Source organism: Collinsella sp. BIOML-A6, assembly GCF_009875845.1.
Taxonomy (GTDB): Bacteria; Actinomycetota; Coriobacteriia; order Coriobacteriales; family Coriobacteriaceae; genus Collinsella; species Collinsella aerofaciens_H.
The window spans coordinates 97,394-109,759 of the sequence record NZ_WWSL01000001.1 but is presented as its reverse complement, the minus strand read 5'-3'; the positions used below and the strand labels follow the sequence as shown (position 1 = coordinate 109,759).

Annotated in this window: 13 protein-coding genes and 5 tRNA genes; 13 read left to right on the top strand and 5 right to left on the bottom strand. The window is 58.0% G+C overall.

Annotation, left to right across the window (positions count from 1 at the left end):
• Window positions 1–81 precede the first annotated feature (81 nt).
• The 10 genes from GT495_RS00520 to folB all read left to right on the top strand — a co-directional run bounded on the left by GT495_RS00520 (window position 82) and on the right by folB (window position 6,412).
• A tRNA-Gly gene (locus GT495_RS00520) sits at window positions 82–157 on the top strand.
• A 35-nt stretch (window positions 158–192) separates the two neighbouring features.
• Window positions 193–266 (top strand) — tRNA-Cys (locus GT495_RS00515).
• Between the two features lie 42 nt (window positions 267–308).
• Window positions 309–384, top strand: a tRNA-Gly gene (locus GT495_RS00510).
• Between the two features lie 288 nt (window positions 385–672).
• A tRNA-Gly gene (locus tag GT495_RS00505) sits at window positions 673–748 on the top strand.
• 3 nt (window positions 749–751) lie between these two features.
• Window positions 752–826 (top strand) — tRNA-Val (locus GT495_RS00500).
• Window positions 827–1,442: 616 nt separating this feature from the next.
• On the top strand, window positions 1,443–3,665 hold the full coding sequence (nrdD, locus tag GT495_RS00495; RefSeq protein ID WP_152078826.1) for an anaerobic ribonucleoside-triphosphate reductase: 2,223 nt from the start codon (window positions 1,443–1,445) through the stop codon (window positions 3,663–3,665).
• Between the two features lie 427 nt (window positions 3,666–4,092).
• A complete protein-coding gene (gene nrdG / locus GT495_RS00490) occupies window positions 4,093–4,674 on the top strand; it encodes an anaerobic ribonucleoside-triphosphate reductase activating protein (protein WP_161161150.1) in 582 nt (193 codons plus the stop codon).
• Window positions 4,675–4,741: 67 nt separating this feature from the next.
• Window positions 4,742–5,299, top strand: a complete 558-nt coding sequence (folE, locus tag GT495_RS00485) for a GTP cyclohydrolase I FolE (RefSeq protein ID WP_152074872.1) — start codon at window positions 4,742–4,744, stop codon at window positions 5,297–5,299.
• 2 nt (window positions 5,300–5,301) lie between these two features.
• Window positions 5,302–5,883: an HD domain-containing protein gene (locus GT495_RS00480; protein ID WP_187323876.1), complete on the top strand. Its 582-nt coding sequence runs from the start codon at window positions 5,302–5,304 to the stop codon at window positions 5,881–5,883.
• Between the two features lie 43 nt (window positions 5,884–5,926).
• Window positions 5,927–6,412 carry a dihydroneopterin aldolase gene (gene folB / locus GT495_RS00475; RefSeq protein WP_152074871.1) on the top strand — a complete coding sequence of 162 codons (486 nt, stop codon included), beginning with the start codon at window positions 5,927–5,929 and terminating at the stop codon, window positions 6,410–6,412.
• A 6-nt stretch (window positions 6,413–6,418) separates the two neighbouring features.
• Here the strand turns inward: folB and GT495_RS00470 are convergent, their stop codons facing one another.
• Window positions 6,419–7,195 (bottom strand): M48 family metallopeptidase, encoded by a 777-nt coding sequence (locus GT495_RS00470; protein WP_161161149.1) that lies wholly within the window; start codon window positions 7,193–7,195, stop codon window positions 6,419–6,421.
• A 74-nt stretch (window positions 7,196–7,269) separates the two neighbouring features.
• Complete coding sequence (locus GT495_RS00465) at window positions 7,270–8,283, bottom strand: dipeptidase (RefSeq protein ID WP_161161148.1); 1,014 nt, start codon at window positions 8,281–8,283, stop codon at window positions 7,270–7,272.
• A 120-nt stretch (window positions 8,284–8,403) separates the two neighbouring features.
• Between GT495_RS00465 and GT495_RS00460 the strand changes: the two genes are divergently transcribed.
• From GT495_RS00460 to GT495_RS00450, 3 genes are all read left to right on the top strand, one after another.
• On the top strand, window positions 8,404–8,832 hold the full coding sequence (locus GT495_RS00460; RefSeq protein ID WP_161161147.1) for a peptidylprolyl isomerase: 429 nt from the start codon (window positions 8,404–8,406) through the stop codon (window positions 8,830–8,832).
• Between the two features lie 3 nt (window positions 8,833–8,835).
• Complete coding sequence (locus GT495_RS00455; RefSeq protein WP_161161146.1) at window positions 8,836–9,414, top strand: urease accessory protein UreE; 579 nt, start codon at window positions 8,836–8,838, stop codon at window positions 9,412–9,414.
• An 82-nt stretch (window positions 9,415–9,496) separates the two neighbouring features.
• Window positions 9,497–10,294 (top strand): HAD-IIB family hydrolase, encoded by a 798-nt coding sequence (locus GT495_RS00450; RefSeq protein ID WP_161161145.1) that lies wholly within the window; start codon window positions 9,497–9,499, stop codon window positions 10,292–10,294.
• A gap of 77 nt (window positions 10,295–10,371) precedes the next feature.
• Here the strand turns inward: GT495_RS00450 and GT495_RS00445 are convergent, their stop codons facing one another.
• From GT495_RS00445 to GT495_RS00435, 3 genes are all read right to left on the bottom strand, one after another.
• Window positions 10,372–10,752 carry a Fur family transcriptional regulator gene (locus GT495_RS00445; protein WP_192924082.1) on the bottom strand — a complete coding sequence of 127 codons (381 nt, stop codon included), beginning with the start codon at window positions 10,750–10,752 and terminating at the stop codon, window positions 10,372–10,374.
• Window positions 10,753–10,813: 61 nt separating this feature from the next.
• Window positions 10,814–11,224 carry an acylphosphatase gene (locus GT495_RS00440; RefSeq protein WP_161161144.1) on the bottom strand — a complete coding sequence of 137 codons (411 nt, stop codon included), beginning with the start codon at window positions 11,222–11,224 and terminating at the stop codon, window positions 10,814–10,816.
• Window positions 11,225–11,226: 2 nt separating this feature from the next.
• Window positions 11,227–12,333, bottom strand: a complete 1,107-nt coding sequence (locus tag GT495_RS00435; RefSeq protein ID WP_161161143.1) for a Gfo/Idh/MocA family protein — start codon at window positions 12,331–12,333, stop codon at window positions 11,227–11,229.
• Window positions 12,334–12,366 lie beyond the last annotated feature (33 nt).

Sequence of the window (12,366 nt, the reverse complement as noted above, 5' to 3'; positions counted from 1 at the left end):
CTAAGAACATGCGGCAGACAACTTTTTTTGAAAAAAGTACTTGCGTCTTTTGGACAACTCGCGTAAATTAATAACCCGCAAGCGGACATGGCTCAGTTGGTAGAGCACAACCTTGCCAAGGTTGGGGTCGCGGGTTCGAGCCCCGTTGTCCGCTCCATTGCATTTCCGGACCGTCTTAAGCGGTCCTTTTCCGGCGAAGTGGCCAAGTGGTAAGGCAGAGGCCTGCAAAGCCTTTACCCCCGGTTCGAATCCGGGCTTCGCCTCCAGGCAACATCCGGGCGCTCCGGCGCCCGTTTTGTTTTACATATGCGGACATGGCTCAGTTGGTAGAGCACAACCTTGCCAAGGTTGGGGTCGCGGGTTCGAGCCCCGTTGTCCGCTCCAACTATCTTACGCGGTTCTAACGAACCGCGTTTTTTGTTGACGCTGCGCGAGCCCCGGGCACCCCATCTTGCCCCTCAATCGTCGGTCGCGTACATAAAGTACGCTTCCCTCCTCTTTCGCGGCAACCTGGGGCACCCGGAGCCCGCTCGCTGTTGTGGCCGGGGGAGTGAGTCTTCCATTCTTTTCACTAATTGGTCGATCCGTCCCAGGGGGCTCGAACTTTTTTCAAATTATTCGAAAATAGTTCTTGCATTCGGGTGGATTATCCCGTATATTGAATCCTTGCAGGCGGACATGGCTCAGTTGGTAGAGCACAACCTTGCCAAGGTTGGGGTCGCGGGTTCGAGCCCCGTTGTCCGCTCCATTTGGGCGTTTAGCTCAGGGGGAGAGCGCTTCCCTGACACGGAAGAGGTCAGAAGTTCAAATCTTCTAACGCCCACCAAATGTTCGCAGCTCAGAGGCTTAGCCTCTGAGCTGTTTTTTGTCACGAAGCTCGCCGCCAAATATTGATTTAAGGTCTGTACGCGATGATCTTCGCATCCCGTAGGGGTACCGACAGATTGCATACATCTTGGTCGATCGTGACCGCAACATGTTGGTCAAGCATAATCTTTTGGATTCTTTTGGCATGAGTGGCTTAGTTTTGGTAGGATTTGTCGGCGGCTTGACTAAGGGGTTTTATAACTGCCATGCAGGTAGTCGTGTTGGTAACGTTTTACCGACTTGTCAAATACCCCTCAGTTTTAATGCGTCTGCAAAATGACTAATTGCTTTGACCTGCTGAAACACTATATGTTGTGTTTGACCTAAAAAAAGAATACAGGATATAGATGCATCTTTGTCGTATGATAGATGGCGGACAGAGAACGAAGACCTTAACTGCCTCTTTTGAACGTGTCCTTGAGCCGCTTGATCGGCTCCTGGGAATGTCCGCATGGAGGCTTATGGTTTATCGAGAACACAGATTGCGCGACGGCGCCGCAAGACAGGGGCAAGCCCTGCCGGGCATCGTTTGGCTCTGAAGCGCAATGAGACTACGATGCGAAAGAGGCAAGAGGATGAAGATCATCAAGCGCAGCGGCACCGAGGTTGTCTTTGACATCGACAAGATCGTCAATGCCATCCGCGCCGCAAACTTGGAGGTCGAGGAGAGCTCTCGTCTAACCGACCGTCAGGTGGTTTACGCGGCACAAAACGTTGCCGAGGCATGTGAGAATGCCGGGCACACCGTATCGGTCGAGGAGATCCAGGATCTGGTCGAGGACGAGATCATGCGCCTCGACTGCTATGAGGTCGCTCGCCACTACATCATTTATCGCTATGTTCAGAGCCTGAAGCGCCAAAAGAACACGACCGACGACAAGATCCTGTCGCTGATCGAATGCAACAACGAAGAGGTCAAGCAGGAGAACTCTAACAAAAACCCGACTGTCAACTCCGTTCAGCGCGACTACATGGCCGGCGAGATCTCCAAGGACCTGACGCAGCGCGTGCTGCTGCCCCAGGAGATCGTGGATGCCCACAACGAGGGCCTGATTCACTTCCACGATTCGGACTACTTCGCCCAGCACATGCACAACTGCGACCTGGTGAACCTGGAGGATATGCTCCAGAACGGCACCGTTATCTCGGGCACGCTGATCGAGAAGCCGCACAGCTTCTCGACTGCCTGCAATATCGCGACGCAGATTATCGCCCAGGTCGCCTCTTCCCAGTACGGCGGTCAGTCGATTTCGCTGACCCATCTGGCTCCGTTTGTCGAGGTGAGCCGTCAGAAGATTCGTGGCGAGGTTGCCCGCGAGCTCGAGGAGCTTGGCGTTTCTGCGTCTGCCGAGAAGGTTCGTGAGGTCGTTGAGGACCGCCTGCGCGATGAGATTCGTCGCGGCGTCCAGACGATTCAGTATCAGGTCGTGACCCTTATGACCACGAATGGCCAGGCGCCGTTCGTGACGGTCTTTATGTATCTCAATGAGGCCCGTACGCCCCAGGAGAAGCACGACCTTGCCATGATTGTGGAGGAGACGCTTCGTCAGCGCTATGAGGGCGTTAAGAACGAAGCCGGCGTGTGGATCACCCCGGCGTTCCCCAAGCTTATCTATGTGCTTGAGGACGATAACGTTTACGAGGATTCCCCGTACTTCTACCTGACTCAGCTGGCTGCGAAGTGCACCGCCAAGCGCATGGTGCCCGACTACATCTCCGAGAAGAAGATGCGCGAGCTCAAGCTGTCGAAGGGCGAGACCGCGGGCAACGGCGACTGCTATACCTGCATGGGTTGTCGCAGCTTCCTGACGCCCGACCGTTCGGGCAACGGCTTTAACAATGTCGCCAACGCGCTGAACTATGACCCGACCAAGCCTAAGTACTATGGTCGCTTTAACCAGGGTGTTGTGACCATCAACCTGCCCGATGTCGCGCTGAGCTCGCATCAGGACATGGACAAGTTCTGGAAAATCTTCGATGAACGCCTTGAGCTGTGCCACCGTGCCCTGCTGTGCCGTCATGAGCGCCTGATGGGTACGCTTTCTGATGCCGCCCCGATTCTGTGGCAGTACGGCGCCCTCGCTCGTCTGAAGAAGGGTGAGACGATCGACAAACTGCTCGTGGGCGGATACTCCACCATCAGCCTGGGCTATGCTGGCCTGTATGAGTGCGTCAAGTACATGACGGGCCACAGCCACACCGAGAAGGAGGGTACGCCCTTTGCCATGGCCGTCATGCAGCGCATGAACGACAAGTGCGCCGAGTGGAAGGCCGAAAGCGATATCGACTTCTCGCTGTACGGTACCCCGCTTGAGTCGACGACCTACAAGTTCGCCAAGTGCCTGCAGCGTCGTTTTGGCATCATCCCGGGCGTGACGGACAAGGGCTACATCACCAACAGCTACCATGTCCACGTGTCCGAGGAGATCGACGCATTCGACAAGCTCAAGTTCGAGGGCATGTTCCAGCAGCTTTCGCCGGGCGGTGCCATCTCCTACGTCGAGGTTCCCAACATGCAGGACAACCTCAAGGCTGTCATTCGCGTGATGCAGTACATCTACGACAACATCATGTACGCCGAGCTCAACACCAAGAGCGACTACTGCCAGGTGTGCGGCTACGATGGCGAGATCCGCATTATCGAGGACGACGGTAAGCTGGTGTGGGAGTGCCCCAACTGCGGTAATCGTGACCAGGAGAAGATGAATGTCGCCCGTCGCACGTGCGGCTACATCGGTACCCAGTTCTGGAACCAGGGTCGAACCGAGGAAATCCGCGACCGCGTGCTGCATCTCTAATATCGCTCCGGGGCTGAACCGAGAGGACCGCTTGGGCATTTGCTCGCTATTTCGGACAGTCCTGCGCAAGACGAAGGCCACATTAAGTGGCCTTCTTTGCGTGCGGAACTCATATCGAGCAAAAGCCCAAGCGGTCCTCTCGGTTCAGCCAAGTTGACGTAGTTGAGATGCAGCATACGGTCTGCTCACTCCTCGAAGTTCTTAGCGGAAATGAGTCGACTTGCAATAACGGTTTGCTTGCAGCAACGGTTGAGCTGCAACAAATTTTTTATTGGACCTCGAACCCTATACTCGATGCTCGCTTCGTTCATTGAGTGTTGCTCGCGAGGGGTCTGGAGTATATCGTTCCGCCCGCAGTTTCGCAGGCCAAAGGCCGAGAATGTTTGAGGACGGAATGATATACTCCAGACCCCCAGGAAGGTTACTTATGAACTACGCGAACATTAAGTATTTCGACATTGCCGATGGGGAAGGCGTTCGTACTTCTCTGTTTGTGAGTGGATGCCGTCGTGGGTGCAAGAACTGCTTTAACTCTGCTGCGTGGGACTTTGCTGCGGGCGAGCCGTTCGATCGTGCCGTCGAGGGCAAGATTATCGAGAGTCTCGACCATCCCTTTATTGATGGCCTGACAATTCTGGGCGGCGAGCCCATGGAACCCGAGAACCAGGCGGGGCTTGTTGATTTCATTGAGCGCGTTCGCGCCACTTATCCTGTGGGGTCGGGAAAGACCATTTGGTGCTTTACTGGCGACGTACTCGAGGAGCTTATGCCGGGCGGGCACCATCATACCGAGGTGACGAGCCGCATTCTCGCCTGCCTCGATATGTTGGTGGACGGTCCGTTCGTTCAGGATTTGTACGATATCTCGTTGCGCTTTAGGGGCTCGAGCAATCAGCGCGTGATTGATATGAATGCCACGCGTGCCCGTGCCGAGCGTGAAAACGTTGCGCTTTGCGACGCCGTGGAGCTTTGGCGTGATGATCCGGTCTATTCGACCCATACTATGTAGCTGGCAGAGGTTGCGTGCCGTCGTGGTACCATAGCGCGAACGCGAAATCGAAGAAAGTGAGGCCCAGATGGTCGATCAGGAAAAAGTCGAGACTGCCATTAAGCTGCTGCTTGAAGGTATAGGCGAGGAGCCGTCTCGTGAGGGGCTGCTGGAGACGCCGGCACGCGTTGCCCGTATGTATAGCGAGATTGCCGGCGGTATGGACCAGAGTGCCGAGGAGCATCTGTCCAAAACTTTTGCCGTCGCTTCGAACGATTTGGTTATCGAGCGTGACATTACGTTTTACTCGTTGTGCGAGCACCATCTGCTGCCGTTTTATGGCAAGGCTGCCATTGGTTATATCCCTAACGGTCGGGTGGCGGGCCTGTCTAAGCTTGCTCGCACGGTTGAGGTTTATGCCCGCCGTCTGCAGCTGCAGGAGCAGCTGTGTGCGCAGGTTGCCGACGCTCTCATGGATTATCTCGCTCCCCAGGGAGCGATTGTGCTCATGGAAGCTGAGCATATGTGCATGACCATGCGCGGCGTGCAAAAGCCCGGCACCAAGACTGTAACGCTCGCTCGCCGCGGCGTCTTTGAGACCGATCCGGCGCTCGAGGAGCGATTCTTTAGGATGCTGGGACGCTAGCTATGAGAGTCGTTAACGACTTTACATCGAATACGGACGAGGGAACACTGCGTCGCGGTTTTATGGCTTCGGGCCTGACTCCCTTTGGTGCCATGCCTCGCATTGATTATATTTGTGCCAACGGGCTGTTCCGGCGGCACCTGGGCAACATTGCACGGTTGGAATCGGGGCGCATCTTTTGCCGCCACGGTATTGACCACCTGCTGGATGTTGCCCGTATTATGTGGATCAAGAATCTCGAGGAACAGCTCGAATTTGACCGCGAGGTCATCTACGCCACGGCACTTCTTCACGATATCGGCAAAGATGAACAGTATGAATCGGGTATATCCCATGATGTTGCAAGCGAACGCGTCGCTGATGCGATCCTCGGCGGCATGCCCGATGACGTGGCGTTTGAGCCGGCCGATGCCGCAGCCATTAAGACGGCCATCCTGGGCCATCGAAAGCTGCGCGTGAACAGCCAACCGCTTGAGCGTCTGCTCTATGCAGCCGACAAAGCGTCACGCGCCTGCTTTGCATGCCCCGCGCGCAATGCTTGCAACTGGAGCGACGATAAAAAGAACCTGTCGATTCGCGTGTAGCCGGTATGCGCGATCGGGGTTCTAAACGAAGGAGACGATCGCGATGAGTAACAAAAAACTGCCTGAGAATGCCACCAAGACCGAGGGTGCTGAGCTTGCCCGTCGTGGTAGGGGCGAAATTTCTGCTGCGACGGCGGTACCCCATGTGAGCTATGACGACCTTCGCCATGCCGACCGTATTGTCATTGACGGCCTTGAGGTTTTTGCCAACCATGGCGTGTATCCCGAGGAGAACGCGCTGGGTCAGAAGTTCATCGTTTCTCTGGTGCTCTATGCCGACCTGCGCGCGGCGGGGGAGCACGATAGTTTGGACGCCTCGATTGACTATGGCTCGGTGTGCCACGATGTTGATGGCTATCTGCGCGAGCATACGTTTAAACTCATCGAGGCGGCAGCCGAGGGGACAGCCCAGATGCTGCTGCGCCGTCATCCTTCGCTGCTTGGTGTGCGTGTTAAGCTCGATAAGCCTTGGGCGCCTGTCGGTCTTCCCCTGGCAAGCTGCGGTGTCGAGATCGAGCGCGTGCGCTAACCGGCTCTAATACGTCTCTATGGGTGGTTGCTTGAGCCGCTGAGACGGTGCTCTATTGTTGGGGCAGTATGTGTCGAGCAGGGCGTGGAACCGCTGGTTGTGGCTTGGCTCAAGCAGATGGACAAGCTCGTGGGCGACAACCATGTCGAGACACTCGATGGGATAGGCGGCAAGTTCGCGTGCGATGCGAATGGCGCCGGTCTTGGGCGTGCATGAGCCCCAGCGCGTTTTCATGCTGCGCACAGAGACGCGGGCCACGGTGACGCCCATTGCGATTTCGTACGCGTGCACCATATCGCGCAGTGCCGTGGTGACCTCGGACGTATAGAGCTGGTTGATGTTGGCTTGGAGCTCATCGGGCGTTAGGCCGTCGAGGATTGCGTGCCGCTTGGCCTGTGGGCGTTCCTCTGGCTCGTCGGTACCCATAAAACTTGCAAAGGTGGCCTGTTTAGGCCGCGGTACGGGTGATGCAAAGTTGTGATCGAGTGCATCCTGCACCGTGATGGGCTTGCCCCAAAGTGCAATGATGGACGAGGGGCTGAGCGGCTCTCGCGCTGTTGCCTGACGTTGCTCGCGCTGGGCAAGTCGCCTGATAATCCAGGCGCTGTTGCGCTTCACAAAGGCTTCGATACGCTCGCGGCTGGCGCCGAGCGGTGCGCTGGCGTGGACCTCGCCGCTCGATGTGATGCGTAGGTTGAAGTTTTTGACGCGCTTTTTGGCAACGACGACGGGGATGGGCGTCCCATCCGGTCGGGATAGGAAAAACGTAAATTGCTGCGTCAAAAGCGGTCCTTCAGATTGGGGACGGGCCGGCATGTCGACCGTTCGGGATGCCGGCCCGCTCAAGGGATGTGAAATTAATAACGCTCAAAGAAGGCAAGCGCGTTGTCGCTGCAGAGCTTCTGCATCACGGTCTTGCCGAAGTGCCTGGAGAGCATGTTTTGGAATTCGGGCATTTTGCTGGCATCGGAGAGGAAAGTGGGCACCGCGGCACCGTCCCAGTCGCCGCCGAGCGCGATGATATTTTCGCCACCCAGGTCAAGCCAGTGTTCGATATGGGCTGCCAGCTGGTCGAAGGTGACATCTGCGGCGGTCTTGTCGGTTGCATCGTTGGATAGGAACTTGCTGCAGTAGTTGAGGCCGACGATACCGCCCATGTCGCGGATGGTGCGGAACTGGTCGTCGGTGAGGTTGCGCTTGACGCCGCAGACGGTGCGGGAGTTGGAGTGGCTGGCGACGAAGGGGCGCGTGGCGTGGGCGACAACCTCGTCAAAGCACTCATCGTTGAGGTGGGAGACGTCGAGCACCATGCCGGCGTGCTCCATCTGCGTAAGCGCCTCGATGCCGGCGGCGGTGAAGCCGGCATGGGTGTCGTGTCCGCTCGCGAGCGGTCCCTGCGCGTTCCAGCTGAGTGATGACATGAGTACGCCCAGGCTCTTGAGCACCTCGATCAGCGCGGGGTCCTCGGCAAAGAACGTGGCGTTTTCGATGGTGTGGATGCAGGCGACCTTGCCGTCTTTGAGCGCAGGGCGAATGTCAGCGGCGCTACGTACGTTGACCATGCGGTCGTGGTTGAGCGTTGCCTGGCCGCTCATGTGCGCCATGATCTGCGCCTGGAAGCGCGCAGCGTGGGCGGTGGGAATCTCGTCGGGGACAAACGTGGCGAAGCACTGTGCCCACGGCGTGTTGCCGATCTTTGCGAGCGAGATGGCGCAGGCGTTGCCCTCGATGAGGTCGAAATCCTGCGGATGCGTTTCGTCGCCGGGGAAATAACCGTCGGTGCCGGCGGTAAAGCGCAGGTCGAGATCGAGCGTGGCCCAGCCGATGCGGTCGGCGGTGTCGCAGTGTAGGTCAAATACGGGATATGCCATGGTTCCTCCGGTTGCAGCGTTTCTTTGCAAACTGTCTTTGAATTGTATGACTAGGGTATAGTTAGCGCCATATGTTCACGGCGGCCCGCGTTGTGCGCCGCCCTTATCACGGAGGTTACCATGTCCAACCAGGGCAAGAAGGTTAAGACCCATTATCGTGGCACGCTCGACGACGGCACGCAGTTCGATAGCTCCTACGATCGCGGTGAGCCGCTGGAGTTCACCTGCGGCGCCGGCCAGATGATCAAGGGCTTCGACGCCGCTGTTGTCGACATGCAGGTGGGCGAGAAGAAGACCGTGCACATTCCTGCTGCCGATTCCTACGGCGAGCACAATCCCGAGATGGTTATTACCTTCCCGGCCGAACAGGTTCCCAACATCGAGCAGATCGAGAAGGGCATGAAGCTTTTCCTGTCCACGCCAAGTGGTATGCCCGTCCCCGCCGTGGTCATCGACGTAACGCCCGAGGCCGTGACGCTCGATGCCAACCACGAGTTGGCCGGCAAGGACCTCAACTTTGATATCGAGCTCGTTGAGGTCGAGGGTTAGAGTATGCCTGAACGCTTGGTTTCGACGACATGCTTGGGAAATCTCAACGATCCGTCCTATGAACTCCTGCTTCGCCGGAAGTTGGGCGGCGTCTTTGAAGTTGACGAGCTACTGCTCGATTGGGACCAGGCCGATGTGTGCGCGTTTGTGGGCGTGACGGGGCTGGGGCGCACGATCGACGTTCGGCTGGATACTACCGATGGCGGTCGTCTTGCCGATGGCGACGTGCTCGCCATCGACCGTTCGGGCGTGGTGCCCGTGGCGGTTGTCGTGCGCCTGCGCAGCGCCGAGGTTTATTTGGTCGAAGTCGACCGCGTGGATCCGATTGCGCTCGCGCATGCGTGCTGGGAGATCGGCAACATGCATGCGCCGCTCTTCCGGGGCGACTCGGACGAGCATACCGTGCGCATGTATACGCCGTTGCAGCCTGTTTTGGGCCGCATGCTCCGGGGTGTCGAGGGTGTTCGGCTCTCGGTGGTTACCCGTGAACTCGATGCGGACCGGCGCTTTGCGTCGAGTGCGGCGGAGGTCGTCGTGAGCAGGGCTCCCGACTTTACCATCGTAAAAAAGACGTGCGGCTAAGCGCACGTATGCGCAAGATGGGCTTTGAGGGGCGACCAATCAAGGTCCGTCTTGCTGTTGATAGAAGGCTTTGGGGGAAGCTATGGGTCTTGAGGGAATCAAGCTGATTGCATGCGATTTGGACGGCACTTTACTGCATCCGGGGGAGCGCGAGCTGCGTTCCGAGGCCTTTGAGCTTATCGATGAGCTGCATCGCCGCGGTATCGTGTTTATGCCGGCGAGTGGCCGTCAATATGCGAGCTTGCGCTACCTGTTTGCCCCGGTGGCCGATGAGCTCGCCTATGTATGCGAAAACGGAACCCTGGTGATGAGCGAGGGGCGTGCCGTTGTCAAGCGTTCCATGGAGCGTAGCCTTGCTATGGTTATCGCGAATGCCGTGGTTGCGTATCCCCATGCTGACGTGACCCTTTCGTGTGAGGGGCACCTCTACGCCATGAGCGGCAACGATGCGTTCGTCGACCATTTGCGCTATGAGGTCCACTGCGATGTGGCGGTGGTCGACCGTCCCGAGGACATCGACGAAGATGTCATTAAGATTGGCTTCCAGACGCCCAAGGTGGATTATCCGGCGGCCCGGGAGTATTTCGAGCGCCTCTTTAGCGACCGTGTCGACGTGATGACGTCGGGAGCCGCATGGACGGACTTGATCGGTTTCGGTTCGGGCAAGGGCTCCGCGCTTGTCGATTACGGTCGTGCCCTGGGGATTTCGCCCGATGAGATGATGGCGTTTGGCGACAATGAGAACGATCGCGACATGCTCAACGTCGTGGGCCATCCCTATCTGATGGAGAGCTGCAACCCCACTATGCGCGGCATCAACGACCGCGTCCGCTACGTGCACACGGTCGAAGAAGAACTCCGTCGCCTGCTCGCCGAGTAGATATTTGGGACATGCCTAGAAATCTACTTTTTGCTGCAGGGTGCGGAAAGGTGTTTTTTAAGGCATGTCCCGAACATCTACCGGCAGTCGGGGCAGAGACCCTCGAAGATGGTGTAGTGCGACGTGACGTGCCAGCCGATGCGCTCGGACGCCTTGGCGTTGAGCTGGGCATCGAAGGGAAGTGGTACGTCGATGACGCGGCTGCACGAGGCGCAGATGATATGCGCATGCGGATCAATCGTGCGATCGAAGCGGCTGCCGCCCGGCGTCTTGATGGAGAGAATCTCGCCGGCGTCGGCCAAGAGGTTGAGGTTGCGGTAGACCGTGCCGCGGCTGATCTTGTCATCCTGCGCGCGCACGACGTTGTAGATTTCGTCGGCGGTGGGATGGTTATAGCTTTGGCGCACGGCGTCAAGAACCAGCTTTCGCTGTCTGGTATTCCTTCTTTGCACCGCCATGCGCCTCGCCTCTTTTCTATCAACGGTCGTAGGTAAATGATACCGTATTTAGCACACAATACTAATAACGAGGACTGAAACCGTCTTCATTGGCAAGTGGGGCTCGGGCCTGGGCGTCTACGAGGCGAAAACGCGTTCCTATGCGCTCGTAGGAGGCATGAAGCGCCTCGAGATGAGATAGGATGTTTGCCGGAGCTCCCTGTATCTCCATCTCAACCGAGTCGTCTTCCATATTGCGCACCCAGCCGGTGAGTGCGCGTGCCTGCGCGAGGTTGGTGTTGGTAAAGCGAAAACCAACGCCTTGGACTTGTCCCGCCCAGCGCAGGAAGTAACGCAGGGGAGTGTCTTGAGTGGCCTCGTCGCTTGCGAACACAGTAAGTCTGCGGCGCAGCTCGAGCTCGACGCCAGAGGGCTTTTGAGGTTCTCGACTGCCGCCGGTGACGCCCGAGAAAAGCTTGTCGAAAAAACCCATCGCTATGCCTGCTTGTTAGAGTCGGCGGGGAAGGCGATGCCCGCCTGCTGACGCACGGCATCCATGATACGCAGCGACACGAGCGTGACATCGCGGTAGTGGCCAAGCTCGTGGCGTCCCGCCGGGGTCTCCCAAATCTCTTCCTTAACGTTATCGATGCCGCCGATGGCGGTGATAAAGTCTGCGAGTTCGTATTCCATCGTGTTGTCCGATTTGGGCAGGTCGAGCACACGGCCGTTGTCGCCCTGATCGCGCGGTGTCTCGGTTGCCGAGCCGCGTACGACATCGCCGCGATAGTCGATGCGGACGTTGCGGGGCGTGGACAGATGGTCGATCTGGATAGTGCCACGCTCGCCTTCGATCTGCGAGGGCAGCAGGTCATTCGTAATTTTGGAGTGTGCGAGCTCGACGGAGATACGGCTACCGCCGTAGCTGGCGAGGATGGAACCGCAGCCGTCGATGGGGCCGTGCGTGAGCTGTCGCGTGGTGGGGTCGAGCAGAGTGGTCATGCTCGTAAGGCCGGAGGGCATGCCGAAAATCTCGACCATGGGCTCGACGGTGTAGACGCCAATGTCCATGAGGGAACCCGATGCCATATTGCAGTCAAAGATATTGGTGGCGCGTCCCGCGAGAATCTCGTTGTAGCGCGAGGAATATTTGCCAAAGCGCAATGAGGCGCGGCGGATGGGGACGATCTCGCCCAGGGCATCCTCGATGGCGTGGAAGGCGGGATCGTGGAGGGGGCGCATGGCCTCGAGGGCCACGACACCTGCTGCCTCGGCAGCGCGGAAGACTTCCAGCGCCTGCGCTTCGGTGGCGCAGAAGGGCTTTTCGACGATAACGTGCTTGCCGCCGGCAATACAGGCGAGCGCCTGGTCGCAGTGGAGCGCATTGGGGCTGCCGATGTAGACGGCGTCGACGTCGGCGGCTGCCGCAAGCTCATCGAGTGAAGTAAAGTTTCGCTCGCCACCGCGCTCGGCGGTAAAGGCGGCACCGCGATTAGCATCGCGTGAAAGCGCGCCCACAAACGCGGCTTGGTCGTTGGCGTTGACGACTTGGATAAAGTCGTTGGTGATCATGGATGTGCCGATGGTCGCGATGCGCAGCATACGTCCCCCTTGCGTTGTTTGGTCTACAGGATG